Genomic DNA, 14639 nt, shown 5'->3' with positions numbered 1-14639 from the left:
TGTGCTTACAACTGTTGAGGGGCTGAGTTCGCGCCGGAAGACGATCATCCTGATCACCTGCTGTCTGAGCCTGCTGATCTCGTCCATGGACGCGACCATCGTGAATGTCGCCATCCCCACCATTCGCGGCGATCTGGGCGCGCCGCTGTCGCGGCTGCAGTGGATCGTCGACATCTACACGCTGACCCTCGCCAGCCTGCTCATGCTCTCGGGCGCGGCCGCCGATCGCTTCGGTCGCAAGCGGGTCTTCCGTATCGGCCTGCTCACCTTCGCGCTCGGCTCGCTGCTGTGCAGCCTCGCGCCCACCATCGAGGTCCTCATCGGGGCGCGGTTCGTGCAGGCGGTCGGCGGCTCCATGTTGAATCCCGTTGCCATGTCGATCATTACGACCACGTTCACGGCCACGGTGGAGCGCGCCCGCGCGATCGGCGTGTGGGGCGCGGTGGTCGGCATCTCGACGGCGCTGGGACCCATGGTCGGCGGCGTGCTCATCGACATCCTGGGCTGGCAGTCGGTGTTCTGGATCAACCTGCCCATCGTGGCGGTCGCGCTGCTGCTCACCACTGTCCATGTGCCGGAATCGAAGTCGGCGACCCCGCGCGGCATGGACCCGATCGGTCAGGTGCTGGCCATCGTGGTGATGTTCACGCTCGTGTTCGGCCTGATCGAAGGCAGGCCCGCGGTCTTCGCGCTGTCGGCGCTGGCGCTGGGCGGATTCGTTCGGCACGAGGCGCGTCACCCGTCGCCGTTCATCGATCTGCGCTTCTTCCGCAGCTTCCCGTTCTCCTCGGCCACCGTCATCGCGGTGTGCTCGTTCGCCGCCCTGGGCGCGTTCCTGTTCGACATGTCGCTGTATCTGCAAGGGACACGGCACTTCTCGGCCGTGCACACCGGCCTGCTGTACCTGCCCATGGCGCTGGGCGTGCTGTTCTTCTCGCCGCTGTCGGGCCGGCTGGTGGGCCGCTACGGCACCCGCCCGTCGCTGCTGGCCTCCGGCATCCTGATGGCGGTGGCCGCCGTCGGTCTCACGATGCTGCGCGCCGGCACTCCGATCTGGCAGCTGGTCATCACCTTCGCCCTGTTCGGTATCGGCTTCGGCATGGTGAACGCGCCCATCACCACCACCGCGGTGAGCGGTATGCCGCCCGATCGCGCGGGTGCGGCGGCCGCGGTGGCCTCCACCAGCCGCCAGGTCGGCGTGAGTCTCGGTGTGGCACTGTGTGGTGCGCTCACCGGCGTGGGGCTGTGGTGGACCATCGCCGGCTTCGCCGCGGCCGTGACCGCGCTGGGTGTCGCCGCCAATACCGACTGGGCGTACCGTTCGCGAGATCGGGTCGCCCCCCTGCTCGAGGAGGTCCCCGTTCATGCCGGATGACACGCCCACGACCGATGAGGTCTGGCGGCAGCTCACCCACCTGGTGATGGACACCCGCGACAGCTGGAAGCGCGCGGTGGTGGAGCGAACCGGCATGCCCTTCAGCCGGATTCGCGTGCTGCGCCGGCTGCTGCCCGGTCCGCTCACTGCCAAGCAGCTGGCCCAGGCGGCCGCCATGGACGCCCCCGCCACCACGGTCGTGGTCAACGATCTCGAGGAGCGCGGCCTGGTGATCCGCGAGATCGACCCGACCAACCGGCGCTGCAAACTCATCTCACTCACCCGGGCGGGGCAGGAGGTGGTGGCAGAGGCCCTCGCCACGCCCGATCCGGCGCCCGCGGAATTGGCCGCCCTCACCCCCGACGACCTGCGCACACTCCACGAGATCCTGCGCAAACTCGAACACTGACTTACCCGTTCGTGATTCAACCGTTATCGTTTGTCCCGTGCGATACCGAACCTGGAAGTCCCTGGCGGCCCTCTGCGGCGTCCTGCTGATCGCGGGCAGCGGCCAGAGCCTCGCCGCCGCATCGGTTTCGGGATCGCTCACGCGCCCGGCGCTGGAATCGCCTGCCATCCCGCTGTTTCCGATCGCCGGCCAAACCGTGGTCATCGATCCCGGCCACAATGGCGGCGGCGCGGCCCACCCCGACGAGATCAATGCGCAGGTGCCCGACGGCCGCGGTGGCATGAAGCCCTGCAACACCACCGGCACCAGCGGCGTCGACGGCTATACCGAGCACGAATTCAACTGGGATGTGGCCCAGCGCGTCCGCGATCTGCTCACCGTGCGCGGCTACCACGTGATCATGAGCCGCGACAGCGACAGCGGGGTCGGCCCGTGCGTCGATGATCGCGGCACCCTCGGTAACCGCGTCGGCGCGGCGGCCGTGGTCTCCATCCACGCCGACGGCGCGCCCGCCGGTGCGCACGGCTTCCATGTCGCCTACTCCTCGCCCGCGCTCAACGACACCCAGTCCGGGCCGTCGGTGCGGCTGGCCACCACCCTGCGCGACACCATGGCCGGGGCGGGCTTCACCACCTCCACCTATGTCGGCTCCGACGGGATGAACCCGCGCGCCGATCTGGCCGGGCTGAACTTCTCCGAGCGCCCGACGGCGCTCGTCGAATGCGGCAACATGCGAGATCCCGGCGATGCCGCGGTCATCGAATCACCGGATGGCCGTACCCGATTCGCGCAGGCCATCGCCGACGCCATCGCGGCGTACCTCGGCTAGCACATCGCGCGGAACCATTCACGGCGCGGGCTCTGACTGCGCCCGGTTTGCCGTGAGTACATTCGTCACGTCATTGATGGAATATTTTCGGGAAACCGGACCAGCAGAGTTCCGGGGAGGACTCCTTGACCACGACCGACGCACAGCCGCGCTCGCGCTTTGCGAATTGGCTTCTCGAGGATGCGGGTGAGCACTACTCGCAGATTCAGGGGCCGATGGCCAAGAAGGCCCCCAAGGAGCATCAGCATTCCTGGTGGAAGGTGATGTGCCTGACCGGTGTCGATTACTTCTCGACACTCGGTTACCAGCCCGGTATCGCCGCGCTGGCCGCGGGCGTGCTGTCCCCCCTGGCGACGGTCGTGCTGGTCGCCCTGACGTTGCTGGGCGCGCTGCCGGTCTACCGCCGGGTGGCCCGGGAGAGCCATGACGGCGGCGGCTCCATCGCCATGTTCGCCAATGTCCTGCCCAAGTGGTGGGGCAAGATCTTCATCCTGGTGCTGCTGGGCTTCGCGGCCACCGACTTCACCATCACCATGACGCTGTCGGCGGCCGACGGTGCGGCCCACATCGTCGAGAACCCGTATGTGCCGGGTTTCCTGCACGACCAGAACATGACCATCACCCTGGTCCTGCTGGCATTGCTGGCGGCGGTGTTCCTCAAGGGGTTCAGTGAGGCGATCGGAATCGCGGTCAGTCTGGTCGGCGCGTACCTGGCGCTGAATCTGGTGGTGGCCGTGGTCGGCATCGTGAAGGTGCTGCAGGCCCCGCACCTGGTGACCGACTGGTCGCATCTGCTGACCGCCAAGCACGGCAATGTTGTCGCCATGATCGGCGTCGCCCTGCTGGTGTTCCCCAAGCTGGCGCTGGGCCTGTCCGGATTCGAGACCGGTGTCGCGGTCATGCCGCAGATCAAGGGCAGCCCGGCCGATACCAAGGAATACCCGCGCACCCGCATCAACGGCACCCGCAAACTGCTGACCACCGCCGCGCTCATCATGAGCGGATTCCTCATCGTCACCAGTTTCATCACCACCATCCTGATTCCGGAGAAGGAGTTCGAGGCGGGCGGGCAGGCCAACGGCCGTGCGCTGGCCTACCTGGCGCACGAGTACCTCGGCAACGGGTTCGGCACGGTCTACGACGTCAGCACCATCGCCATCCTGTGGTTCGCGGGCGCGTCGGCCATGGCCGGTCTGCTCAATCTGGTGCCGCGCTACCTGCCGCGTTTCGGCATGGCTCCCGAGTGGGCGCGCCAGATCCGGCCGCTGGTGCTGGTTTTCGGGCTGGTGTCCTTCGGTATCACCTGGTACTTCGACGCCAGCGTGGACGCGCAGGGTGCGGCGTACGCGACCGGTGTGTTGGTGCTGATCACCTCCGCGGCCATGGCCGTGACCATTTCGGCCTCGCGCCAGAAGCAGCACACGCGTGTGCTCGGCTTCGGCGTGGTGTCACTGATCTTCGTCTACACCACGATCGACAACATCATCGAGAAGCCGGCCGGTCTGCATCTGGCCATCCTGTTCGTGCTCGCGATCATCGTGGTCTCGTTCGCCTCGCGGGTCCGCCGGGCCTTCGAATTGCGGGCCGTCGAGGTCATCTTCGACGAGAAGGCCTGCCGGATGATCGACCAGCTGGCCGAGCGCGGCGAGATCCGCATCGTCACCCACGACATCGCCGATGGCCGCTCGCCCGGGGAGTACGCGGAGAAGGAAGCCGATCAGCGTCGCGAGAGCCACATCCCGGACGGCGAGCCGATCCTCTTCCTCGAGGTCATCGTCAAGGACCCGTCGGAGTTCAGCACGACGCTGAATGTGACCGAGGTGGATGTGGAGGACTACCACATCCTGGAGGTCGAGGCGGCCGCCGTCCCGAACTGCATTGCCTCCATTCTCATCGCCATCCGCGACCGCACCGGCCAGTGCCCGCACGTGTATTTCGAATGGACCGAGGGCAATCCGCTGGTCAACCTGGCCCGCTTCATGTTCTTCGGCGAGGGCGAGGTGGCTCCGGTGACCCGCGAGATCCTGCGGCGGGCGATCCCGCGGCGTTCCCAGCGACCGCACGTGCACGTCGATAGCTGACGGCGGCCGAAAAATCTAGGTGTAACTCCTGGTTTCATACACAGGTAGAATATTGCTACGCTCACGCAGCAAACGCGATATGAGACCAGGAGTACCGATGAAGCTACTTCCGAGGCTGGGCCGCCGAGTGGTGATCGAACCCGGAGAGGTAGCGCTGCAGGCCCGGAATGTGCAGTTCGATTGGTCGCGGACCGAACCGGTCTGGATGAAGAAGGAACCGATCGCCTCGCACGTCCTCAATGCCCTGAGCATGCTGCTGCCCGAAGGCGAGCGCATGTTCCTGGTGACCTTCGGCGAAGCCCTCGAACTGGTCAAGGACGAGAAGCTGCGGGAAGCCATGCTCGGCTTCATCGGCCAGGAGTCCATGCACGCCGAGAGTCACAACGGGGCGCTCGAACAGGTGCTCGCGGCTCACGGCATCGACGTGGAACCCTATGTGCGGCAGGCGGAGTTCCTGTTCCGCAAGACCCTGGGCCCGCGTGAGGCGGCCGACCCGGCCGCCCGGCAGCAGCAACTGGTCGAGCGGCTCGGTTTCATCGCGACGCTCGAGCACTTCTTCGCCTTCCTGGGCGACTGGGTGATCAATGCCGATCTCGAACGGTTCGAGGCCGACCCGCAAATGCTGGACCTGTTCCGCTGGCACGGCGCCGAAGAGGTCGAGCACCGCATGGTCGCCCACGACGTGGCCGAGTACTTCGACATCGGCTACGTGCGCCGCGGCGCCCTCATGCTGATCGTCTTCCCGATCTTCATCGCGCTGCTGCTGCGCGGCAGCAAGTTCCTGGTGCACGCCGACCCGTCGCTGCCCGATCACCGCTACCCGATGCTGATCATGCGGATCGTGGGGGCCATGTGGCGCGGTTCGCTGCCCGGGATTCCATCGCTGCTGGTGAGCGCGCTGTCCACCTACAAGCCGGGCTACAGCCCTGAGGGTGTCGGCTCGACCGCGCAGGCGGTGGCCTATCTGGCGCAGTCCCCGGCTGCCCGGGCGCTGGCCTCGTGAGCGCGATCCGACCCGTCCCCACCACGCCGCCACGGGACCTGTTCGGTAAGGGGCGGGCCGACCGGACCACCCGGGTGCTGGACTTCATCGCCGAAAGCCGTTTGCGCTGGAGCGCGTTCGTGAACCGGCGCCGGCCCGATGCGCAAGTGAACGACTGGCGGATTCCGCTGGTGGTCGCCGAACGCCGGGTGGAGGCGCACGACACCGATGTGATCAGCCTGCTGCTGACCGCGCCCGACGGACGGGAGCTGCCCGAATGGCGGCCGGGCGCGCATGTGGATCTCGAATTGCCCTCGGGGAAGGTGCGACAGTACTCGCTGTGCGGCGACCCGGCCGACCGGCACGCGTATCGCGTTGCGGTGCGGCGCGTTCCGGAGGGCAATGGCGGGTCGCTGGAGGTGCACGGGGAGCTGGCCGTGGGCACCCCGGTGTCGGTGCGGGGGCCGCGCAACGCGTTCCCGTTCGTGCCGCCGGGGTACGGATCCTCCGCCGCGCGAGTGCATTTCGTGGCAGGCGGCATCGGCATCACGCCGATCCTTCCGATGATCCGGATGGCCGACCGGCTGGGTGTCGAGTGGAGCATGGTGTACGTCGGGCGGTCCCGCGACACCATTCCGTTCCTGTCGGAGGTGGAGTCGTTCGGGGACCGGGTCACCGTGCGCACCGATGACGCGCACGGGATTCCGACCGCGGCGGATCTGCTGCCGGGGGTCGGGTCCGACACCTCCGTCTACTGCTGCGGGCCGATCGTGATGACGCAGCTCATCACCGACGCCATTCGCGAGATGCCCGGCGTGGAACTGTATTCCGAGCGCTTCTCGCCACCGCCGGTGGTGAACGGCACCGCCTTCCGGGTGGAGCTGGCCCGCACCGGTGAGGTGATCGACGTGCCCGCGGACAAATCGGTGCTCGAGGAAGTGCTGAAAGTCCGTCCGGACAGCTCGTATTCGTGCCGTCAGGGCTTCTGCCGCACCTGCGTGGTGCGGGTGCGCTCCGGTGAGGTCGACCATCGCGACACCGCGCTCACCGACGCCGAACGCGCGGCCGGCGACATGCTCATCTGCGTATCCCGTTGCGGCGGGGATTGTTTGGTGCTGGATCTCTAGCGCCCTCTCAATGAGGAGAAAATCGTGACCGATCACCCCGCCGTCCTTCCCGCCGCCGAGCGCCTGGTGCGCAGCGGCGAGTTCGACATCGCCGTCTACGAATACGGTGAACCGTTGGCCGGTGGAGAATCCCAAGACACCATTGTGCTGGTCCACGGCTGGCCCGATGACCACCACCTCTGGGATCGCGTGGTGCCACTGCTGGCCGACCGCTTCCACGTGGTCACCTACGACACCCGCGGGCACGGGCGCTCCACCCGCACCGACCGCACCGAGGACTATCGGCTCGAGCACTTCGCGGCCGACTTCTTCGCCGTCGCCGACGCGGTGAGTCCCGATGCGCCCGTGCATATCCTGGCCCACGACTGGGGTTCGGTGCAGATGTGGGAGGCCGTCTGCGAGCCGCGGGCCGCCGGGCGGATCGCCTCCTTCACCTCGGTATCCGGGCCCAACCTGGACCACCTGGGCGCGTGGGTGCGGTCGCGCCTGTCGCGCGGCAAGGTGTGGGGGCCGTTCACCCAGCTGCTGTCCTCGGCCTATACCGGGCTGTTCATGACGCCTGGAGTGCCGCGGGTGGTGCTCGCGCCGCTGGGCACCGAGAAGATGTGGTCGCGCTTCGTCGCCCTGATGAACGAGACCTCGCCGGCGAACATCAAGCTCGGCCCGGAGTTCCGGCGCGACTTCTTCGACGGCATGCGCATCTACCGCGCGAATATCCTGCAACGACTGAGCGATCCGCGCGAGCGCCGCACCGAGGTGCCGGTGCAGCTGATCATCGCGCGCCGGGATGTGGCGGTGCGGCCCGCCGGTTACGACGACACCAAGGACTGGGCGCCCAACCTGTACCGGCGCGAGGTCGGCGGCGGGCATTGGCTGCCGTTCTCGCACCCGGAGCTGCTGGCCACCTCCACGCTCGAGCTCATCGACTCGCTGCGGACGGGAGAGGCCCCGCGCGCGCTGCGGCGCGCCGAAGTCGGCACGCCGCAGCGGCCTTTCGAGAACCAGCTGCTGGTGATCACGGGCGGTGGCAGCGGCATCGGGCGCGAGACGGCGCTCGCCTTCGCCCGCGAGGGCGCGGAGGTCGTGCTCTCCGATATCAATGTGGACTCGGCCAAGGAGACCGTGGATCTCATTGCCGCCGAAGGCGGTACCGCGCACGCCTACCAGCTCGACGTCTCCAGCGAGGAAGCCGTGGCCGAGCACGCGGCCGCGGTCATCGCCACGCACGGTGTGCCCGACATCCTGATCAACAATGCCGGCGTGGGCGCGGCGGGCGATTTCTTCGACACCCCCGCAGCCGAATTCGACCGGGTCCTCGATATCAATCTGCACGGTGTCATCAATGGCTGCCGCACCTTCGGCAAGGCCATGGCCGACCGCGGCCTCGGCGGCCACATCGTCAATCTCTCCTCCATGGCCGCCTACACCCCCCAGCGCGGCTTCGCCGCCTACTCGACCTCCAAGTCGGCGGTCTTCATGTTCTCCGACTGCCTGCGCGCGGAACTGGCGGGCAAGGGCATCGGCGTGCACACCATCTGCCCCGGCATCGTTCACACCAATATCGTTGCCACCACCCGCTTCTCGGGCGTCTCCGCCGCAGACGAGGCCGCCGAGCAGCAGCGCTACGACAAGCTCTACGCGGCCCGCCGCTACGGCCCCGAGAAGGTCGCCGACCAGATCGTCAAGGCCGTGGAGCGCGGCCGCGACGTCGTCCCGGTTACCCCCGAAGCCTGGCTCCAGTACCGCTTCAACCGCTTCGCCCCGGCCGTCGCCCGCTTCTTCGCGGCACGGGTGAAGCTGACATAACCGAGTACCCGTTTCGGCGAGGGTTCACACCGGCGATGAGCCCCTCGGAAAATGGGTTTGTCGTACCGATTCTCCCTGGCGTAGCTTTCGGCTATATCTCGCGGTCGGAGGGGCCGTGAGGCGGGGGAGGAGGCCGACGATGGTTGGCGGAATAATCTGTGTTGCCATTGTGATCGCTCTGGTCGTCTTGACGGCTGTTACTACCCGGAACAAGCCTGACCCTCGCCGTGGAAGTCGCGGCAAGAGTTGGGGATACGGTGCGGCCGGAGGCGACTGGGGCGGCAGCTCGAGCGACAGCGGTGGCGGATCGACCTACGGTGGCGGCCATGGCGGTGGCCACAGCGGTTGCGGCGGCGGCAGCGGCCACGGCCATGGCGGTGGCCACAGCGGTTGTGGCGGTGGCGGCAGCGGTTGCGGCGGCGGCAGCGGTTGCGGCGGCGGCAGCGGCTGCGGCGGTGGTGGTTGCGGCGGTGGCAGCTAGCCGGCCCATCGCGATACGATACCGGACCGAGCGCCGGTCAGCTCGTCCGTAGCGCCGCCTCGATGGAGTGGACCCGCTCCAATGGGATCCCCCACGGATGGTCCACTCCCACAACGGTATCCAGGTCCCACAGCACGCATGCTTCGCCTGGTCGCGCCACGAACGACCAGGCGACCACCGTGCGCCCCAGCTGCTCCGCCATCGGGTCTCCCGAACCCGTGCCCTCGCCATCGGGGAAGTGATGCAGAAACCTGCCGTACGCGCTGTCGCACAACCGCGCGTACCGCTTCGTACACAGGATGAGTCCGTGCCAAGCCTCGTCCACGGCATGCGAGGGCATGCCGATCACCCGATCGTCGCGCATCGCCGCTCCGCAGCAGCGCAACCATTGCCGCAGACCGGTTTCCACCAGCTCACGCGGCTGCCACGGACAGGTCTTGAACACCGCCTCCGGAAGCTCGAGCGCGTCCACGGCTCGATTGACTTGTTCGAGCCGTGGACGCTGGGAACGGCGCAGCAGCATAGCTTCACGCTACGTTGATTTCGGGGCAGATCGCGAGCGCCATTCGGAACATCGCGGGCCGCGCGGCACGGATCACGCGGTGCGAGCGGTGATCTCGGTCCGCGCTTCCCGCGTGCGGGTCGCGCGCAGACTGGTGAAGGTCACCGTCACCAGCACCAGCACGATCACGAGAAGTGAGGTGGCCGTGGGGATTTGGGGGACGCCGCTCCAGATGCCGTGGGCCCAGTGCAGGACCAGCTTCACGCCGATGAAGGCGAGGATGGCGGCCAGGCCGTAGGCCAGGTGGACCAGGCGGGAGAGCGCGGCGTGGAGGACGAAATACAGGGCGCGCAGGCCCAGAAGGGCGAAGGCGTTGGTGGCGAAGACCAGGAACGGGTCGCCGGTGACGCCGTAGACCGCGGGGACCGAGTCGACGGCGAAGACGATATCGGTGGCCATGACCGCGGCTACCACCAGCGCCAGCGGGGTGAGGGCGCGGCGGACTGTGCCGGGCTGGGCCGGATCCGGTTCGCGGACCGCCATTTTGGTGCCGCGGTAGTCGTCGGTGACCGGCCAGACACGGCGCATCAGCTGCACCGATTTCATGGCGGACACATCCAGCTCCTGCTTGTGCCCGCCGGCCGCGTCGGCGAGCAGCTTCACCGCGGTGACCAGCAGGATCATGCCGAACAGCAGGAACGCCCAGTCCAGGGTGGCCAGGGCGGCCGCGCCGAGGGCGATGAAGATGCCGCGTAGCACCAGCGCGCCCGCGATGCCGTACAGCAGCACTCGCTGCGCCAGCGCGGCCGGGACCGCGAAGGCCGACAGCAGCAGCATGAAGATGAAGAGGTTGTCCACCGACAGCGACTTCTCCAGCAGGTAGCCGGTGAAGAACTCCATGGCCGGCGCGCCGCCGTCGTTGAACCACAGGAAGATGCCGAAGGCGATGGGCAGGGTGATGTAGAAGACGGTCCAGGCGATGGCCTCGCGCATCGACACCTCATGCGGACGCCGGGTGAGCGCGAAGTCGAGGATCAGCAGCGCCAGTACCGCGGCCATGGTTCCGCCCCACAGCCAGGGCGTACCGACACTGTCGATAGCGGTGGAACTCGCGAGAACGGACAGGGTAGGACTCATGGGACCTCCTCGGGCAGGGAAAACCAGCCGAGGTCTCCTTCACCCGCCCCTGTATGTCACTGCGGCGGGCAACCATCCGGGGGACGCGTCGGCGCGGCCCGTACTGACCGGAGTGATTCGTGGGAAGTACTCCCCTCTAGGTCAGGCAGGATAGTCGACCCTTACCCGTGAGGTCCAGTCGAGACGCGGTCAGCGCGGGGTGAGCACCACTACGGCGATGGGGCGCGTGGTCATCTTCTGATACCGCGTGTAGCGGCCCTGGTTCACCTTGTCGACGAGCTGGAACCGGCGCGCGTACTCCGGATCGTTCGGATAGGTGGCCGTCGCCGTCACCGGGATCCGCGTGGTGCCGACCTGAATCTCGCAGTCCGCCTTGGCCTTCACATTGGCCAGCCACCCCGGTGGCTTCGGCGACCCGCCGTTGGACGCGGTCACGAGGTAGTCCTCGTGGTCCTGCGCGTAGGTGAGCGCACTGGTGCGTTCCTTGCCGGTTCTGCGACCCACTGTGCGCAGCAGCAGCGTCGGATTCCCGAACAACAGCTTGTGCCCGACCAATCCGTTGCTGTTCTCGTAGATCCACTGATGTGCCTTCAGCACGTTCGCGAACAGACTCGCCATCGTGTTCCTCCCTGCGGTGGTGGACAGGCCCAGGTTAACGCTTCACGAATCGATCACGATCTTGTGGATACGTTTCCGGAGCCGGTTCGTCCGGAGGCTCGAAATTCGCACGACGACAAATGGGCCATAATAAGGTGTTGTCTTCAGTCGGCCAGCCATCCGAGTTCGGTGCAGACCGTGTACACCAACGAATTTGAGTGCAGCCATCGGATATACGGCATTCGCGGGGCCGATCTACGACGGCAGCCGTGGCGCGGAGTTCAGTGCTGAGGAGCGAAGGTCGGCCGATAGGACAGGGTCTCGGTGGCCACTGTGCGGCCCGAGGCTCCTGAAGTCATACCGAGTGTGTGATGCGGAGCGGAGGGGGCAGCTCCTCCCACTCTTGCGAGTTTGGCGGGGTTGGTTGTGACGATAGATCAGTCGAATCCCGCAATTTTTCAAATAGTCTACCGGCCTCGGCTTCGGCCCGTTCCGTAGCAGTCTCATGGCACCGCGTGATTGCCCTCGCTAGCCGACCGGGATCGACGGACATTGCGGATTGCGAGATTTGGAGATTGGTGATCTTTCCGTTCATATCAGTTTCAACGACCACCGCGCCACCGGATGTTTCGGCGCGGCCGCGAACCTGAGAGATTGCACTCTGAATACGGTCGCGGCGTGCAGCCGCCTCTTCTGGAACGATACTCATCGATAATCCTCTGGTGGTCAAGTGCAAACTTGCGATTTTGGAGAGTTCTGGGTGAATATGTTAACCCCGCAGGGGCAACTTGCCGGGAAGGCTGGTGCCAACGCTTGTTTTAGTTTTTGCCCACTATTTCTTTTTGAACCCCGAGAGCGTGACGCAGCCAATCAACCAATGAGTCGGCCAGCTTGTGGACATGGGGGTAGCCCTCTTGGTATCCGTACACGGCTTCAGATCCCAGCTCGAAGAAGTAGACCTTGTAGCCCTGATGGTGTCCGAAGAAGAACCGATTCTCCAGGGTCAACGTCTCGTCTGGACCGCTGGCAACATCGATTGCAGAATCCTTCGCATCGAGACATCCAGGGAAGAATAGGTCAGTCCCTCTGAACAGGTCACCGGCTTTCCTGCCGAATACTTCCAGAAATGCGATGTACGCGTCGGGAATTGGGAAAGACCCGGCAGTGGCGACGACCTGAGCTATTTCATTGCCCGAGCATCCGATGATCTCGCTCGGAGACGTAGCGATGCCGGAAATTAGCAGATCATGGCGCAGGGACTCCATTGCCTGCATACTCTCTGGGTTAGCCATTGGTCACATTCACTTTCACTCCGGGGAACTTATCCTGAAACTGCTTGATTACATTATCGCATGCAGGACATGGTTCGCGTTCGGTGTACAGGTTGATGACCCCCTTGGAGTCTGGGTTAAGTTTCTGGGCCAGCTGGTCTAGAATCTTGAATTCAGAATCGGCGGGACGTTCGACAGAACCATCCACTGAGATGGGGTTCAAGGTTGGGCTTTCTGGCATTTGGACCGTGCCAGAAGGTGTCTTTGTTTCACTGACCGCGTCCAGCGATATCTCCTCGCCGTCGATAGCTCCCCTCGCGACGGCGACATTTCTGCCCTTGGAAATAGTCTCGCCGTTCGCTGCGAGTCTGGCCCGCACATCGTCGGCCGCTTGCTTGCCAGCCAGTTGATCGGAAGTGAGCTGTGTGCCGGAGCCGGTTCCGCTCGTTTCTTCTTCGATCGTCTTGGCTTCGAGGTTGGCGACGTCGTCCAGTTCCTTGCTGGCATCGGCAAGAATGCGTTCTTCTTTAGCTGCTGCGACGGCGATGTCTTCAATCTTGGAGACTGTCACAGCCTCGTTGACCGTTGTTGCGCAAGCGTCGATATCTTTGGCGAACTTGGCGGCTGTGGCGACCGTTAGGACTACGCCAGCGCCAGCGGTGACAAAGGTGGCGAGGATGTCGATGGCCAGATAAATTATAATGGATTTTTCGAGTTCCAGGAACGCATTCTTTATTGTTTTGCGTACTTCGTCGGTAGGCTTTTTCAGGTTGTCGCAGGCGGTTGCAAGTTGATTCGCGGACTTGGGGATATTCTGGCCGGATCGGTTGAGCTTGGTCAGCTGGTCCTGCAGATCATGCATCTCGGGCGAGTCGATCTCGGCAAGTTTCTTGCCGACGTCGCCGATCTGGGAACCAGCTTGGGAGATGGCCGCAGTTCCGGAAAAGTCGCGCCAGGCTTGGGCGGCCTTGCCGAGTTTATCGGTGTCGCCGTCAGGGATATGTACGTGGATTTGGTCCATCACCTGGGAAATCTTGCACAGGAGTCCCTTGCCGGGACCACCAGCAGCTGGCGCTCCTATCCAACATAATTCAACTGGTGGGGGCACCGAGGCTGGCTTGATGGGGCCAGCGCCTTTATTGGGATTGGTGTTTGCGTTATAATTGGCCAGAGCGTGATTATAGCCTGCCAGGCTTACCAAACTGGCGAAATATTGTAATGTCTGAGCGAGTTTGCGGGAATTGTCGATGGTATCGGCGGCTCGGGTGTCATAGCTGGTGGCCCATTGCTTGGCCGCATCGCTGGACCCGGACATCGACCCAGTATCGTTGAGCGCGTTAATGAGTTTGGTGGTAGCGGCATCGATATCGGTGCCGAGATCGGTGAGGATCTTGGCGCCGTCGTAAAACACCTGCGGATTTACATCAACCATGGGTTACCTGCCACGGAACATCTGGATATTTGCCCCGATTGCTGCGGTGTAGTGATGGTGAGCATTGCTTGCGGCGGTGCTCATGTCGCTGACGCCTTGCGCGAATTCTTTTGCGCCTGCGAGCCATTGGCGGTGAGCATCCTCATACGCTGCGGCTGCATCGCTGTCCCAGCTGCCTGCGCGCAAGGTGGTCACCTTGGTGTCCATCGCTGCGAACTGGTCGGTGAGGAATTTCGCGAGATCCGACAGGCGGGTCACGATCGAGTCCAGTTCGTTGAGGTCTACGGAGTATTCGTCGTCGTTCACGTCAGAGATCCAGGCTCGTGAACCGCTCCGCGGACAGAAGATCGTGGCTGGTGTAGGTATCGGCGGCAACCCCGAGCGAGTTGGCCAGCGTGGTCAGGGCGTCGATGATGCTATTTCCGCCGTCAGTACATTCGTCCCAGCCGGTGCTGAAGGATTTAGCTGCCGCCCCGGTCCAGGTGAGTGAGTCAACGTCTCGCCCTGCTGATTCCAGCGCCGAGCGTAGTGTTCCGGCTACATCCAGGGCGAATCGACCCAGTGCCTGTACATCCTCAGGAACAACGGACAAGCCGCCAGAGCCCCCACT

At 65.1% G+C, this 14639-nt stretch carries 15 protein-coding genes; 7 read left to right on the top strand and 8 right to left on the bottom strand.

Annotated elements, in window-relative coordinates:
- The first annotated feature begins 1 nt into the window (after position 1).
- The 7 genes from GLP40_RS26095 to GLP40_RS26065 all read left to right on the top strand — a co-directional run bounded on the left by GLP40_RS26095 (position 2) and on the right by GLP40_RS26065 (position 8609).
- Positions 2-1375, top strand: a complete 1374-nt coding sequence (locus GLP40_RS26095) for an MFS transporter (protein WP_328290666.1) — start codon at positions 2-4, stop codon at positions 1373-1375.
- The gene (locus GLP40_RS26090; protein ID WP_154790642.1) at positions 1365-1784 is read left to right on the top strand and encodes a MarR family winged helix-turn-helix transcriptional regulator; all 420 of its coding nucleotides are present in this window, start codon (positions 1365-1367) and stop codon (positions 1782-1784) included. Before GLP40_RS26095 ends, GLP40_RS26090 begins: the two co-directional genes overlap by 11 nt.
- Before the next feature lie 37 nt (positions 1785-1821).
- Positions 1822-2613 carry an N-acetylmuramoyl-L-alanine amidase gene (locus tag GLP40_RS26085; protein WP_328290665.1) on the top strand — a complete coding sequence of 264 codons (792 nt, stop codon included), beginning with the start codon at positions 1822-1824 and terminating at the stop codon, positions 2611-2613.
- A 215-nt stretch (positions 2614-2828) separates the two neighbouring features.
- A complete protein-coding gene (locus GLP40_RS26080) occupies positions 2829-4694 on the top strand; it encodes an APC family permease (RefSeq protein ID WP_230329957.1) in 1866 nt (621 codons plus the stop codon).
- Between the two features lie 97 nt (positions 4695-4791).
- Positions 4792-5697, top strand: a complete 906-nt coding sequence (locus GLP40_RS26075; RefSeq protein WP_154790640.1) for a metal-dependent hydrolase — start codon at positions 4792-4794, stop codon at positions 5695-5697.
- Entirely contained in the window at positions 5694-6803 is a 1110-nt protein-coding gene (locus GLP40_RS26070) for a PDR/VanB family oxidoreductase (protein ID WP_328290664.1), read from the top strand. The genes GLP40_RS26075 and GLP40_RS26070 overlap by 4 nt, the downstream gene beginning before the upstream one ends.
- Positions 6804-6827: 24 nt before the next feature.
- Positions 6828-8609, top strand: coding sequence for an SDR family oxidoreductase (locus GLP40_RS26065; protein WP_328290663.1), 1782 nt, complete (start codon positions 6828-6830; stop codon positions 8607-8609).
- A gap of 518 nt (positions 8610-9127) precedes the next feature.
- Here the strand turns inward: GLP40_RS26065 and GLP40_RS26060 are convergent.
- The 8 genes from GLP40_RS26060 to GLP40_RS26025 form a co-directional block, all read right to left on the bottom strand.
- A complete protein-coding gene (locus GLP40_RS26060; RefSeq protein WP_154790639.1) occupies positions 9128-9613 on the bottom strand; it encodes a glycine-rich domain-containing protein in 486 nt (161 codons plus the stop codon).
- A 72-nt stretch (positions 9614-9685) separates the two neighbouring features.
- Positions 9686-10729 carry a TerC/Alx family metal homeostasis membrane protein gene (locus GLP40_RS26055; RefSeq protein ID WP_154790638.1) on the bottom strand — a complete coding sequence of 348 codons (1044 nt, stop codon included), beginning with the start codon at positions 10727-10729 and terminating at the stop codon, positions 9686-9688.
- Between the two features lie 189 nt (positions 10730-10918).
- Complete coding sequence (locus GLP40_RS26050) at positions 10919-11347, bottom strand: nitroreductase/quinone reductase family protein (protein WP_154790637.1); 429 nt, start codon at positions 11345-11347, stop codon at positions 10919-10921.
- 334 nt (positions 11348-11681) lie between these two features.
- Positions 11682-12035, bottom strand: coding sequence for a YbaB/EbfC family nucleoid-associated protein (locus GLP40_RS35135; RefSeq protein WP_154790636.1), 354 nt, complete (start codon positions 12033-12035; stop codon positions 11682-11684).
- A gap of 109 nt (positions 12036-12144) precedes the next feature.
- Positions 12145-12591: an SMI1/KNR4 family protein gene (locus GLP40_RS26040; protein WP_154790635.1), complete on the bottom strand. Its 447-nt coding sequence runs from the start codon at positions 12589-12591 to the stop codon at positions 12145-12147.
- Positions 12592-12610: 19 nt separating this feature from the next.
- Positions 12611-14029, bottom strand: coding sequence for a deaminase domain-containing protein (locus GLP40_RS26035; RefSeq protein ID WP_154790634.1), 1419 nt, complete (start codon positions 14027-14029; stop codon positions 12611-12613).
- A gap of 3 nt (positions 14030-14032) precedes the next feature.
- Positions 14033-14335: a WXG100 family type VII secretion target gene (locus GLP40_RS26030; protein WP_328290662.1), complete on the bottom strand. Its 303-nt coding sequence runs from the start codon at positions 14333-14335 to the stop codon at positions 14033-14035.
- A gap of 1 nt (position 14336) precedes the next feature.
- Positions 14337-14621: a WXG100 family type VII secretion target gene (locus GLP40_RS26025; RefSeq protein ID WP_154790632.1), complete on the bottom strand. Its 285-nt coding sequence runs from the start codon at positions 14619-14621 to the stop codon at positions 14337-14339.
- Positions 14622-14639: the final 18 nt, after the last annotated feature.

Origin of the sequence: Nocardia aurantiaca, from assembly GCF_009708175.1 — a bacterium.
GTDB classification, from domain to species: Bacteria; Actinomycetota; Actinomycetes; order Mycobacteriales; family Mycobacteriaceae; genus Nocardia; species Nocardia aurantiaca.
Note: the sequence above shows the minus strand (reverse complement) of the source record. Positions and strands in the feature narration are given on the sequence as shown.

Excerpts from the sequence above, each read along its gene's own strand:
- GLP40_RS35135 (WP_154790636.1), bottom strand. The coding sequence starts at position 12,035 with ATGAGTATCGTTCCAGAAGAGGCGGCTGCACGCCGCGACCGTATTCAG.
- GLP40_RS26090 (WP_154790642.1), top strand. The coding sequence starts at position 1,365 with ATGCCGGATGACACGCCCACGACCGATGAGGTCTGGCGGCAGCTCACC.
- GLP40_RS26055 (WP_154790638.1), bottom strand. The coding sequence starts at position 10,729 with ATGAGTCCTACCCTGTCCGTTCTCGCGAGTTCCACCGCTATCGACAGT.
- GLP40_RS26050 (WP_154790637.1), bottom strand. The coding sequence starts at position 11,347 with ATGGCGAGTCTGTTCGCGAACGTGCTGAAGGCACATCAGTGGATCTAC.
- GLP40_RS26060 (WP_154790639.1), bottom strand. The coding sequence starts at position 9,613 with ATGCTGCTGCGCCGTTCCCAGCGTCCACGGCTCGAACAAGTCAATCGA.
- GLP40_RS26080 (WP_230329957.1), top strand. The coding sequence starts at position 2,829 with ATGGCCAAGAAGGCCCCCAAGGAGCATCAGCATTCCTGGTGGAAGGTG.
- GLP40_RS26040 (WP_154790635.1), bottom strand. The coding sequence starts at position 12,591 with ATGGAGTCCCTGCGCCATGATCTGCTAATTTCCGGCATCGCTACGTCT.
- GLP40_RS26075 (WP_154790640.1), top strand. The coding sequence starts at position 4,792 with ATGAAGCTACTTCCGAGGCTGGGCCGCCGAGTGGTGATCGAACCCGGA.
- GLP40_RS26035 (WP_154790634.1), bottom strand. The coding sequence starts at position 14,029 with ATGGTTGATGTAAATCCGCAGGTGTTTTACGACGGCGCCAAGATCCTC.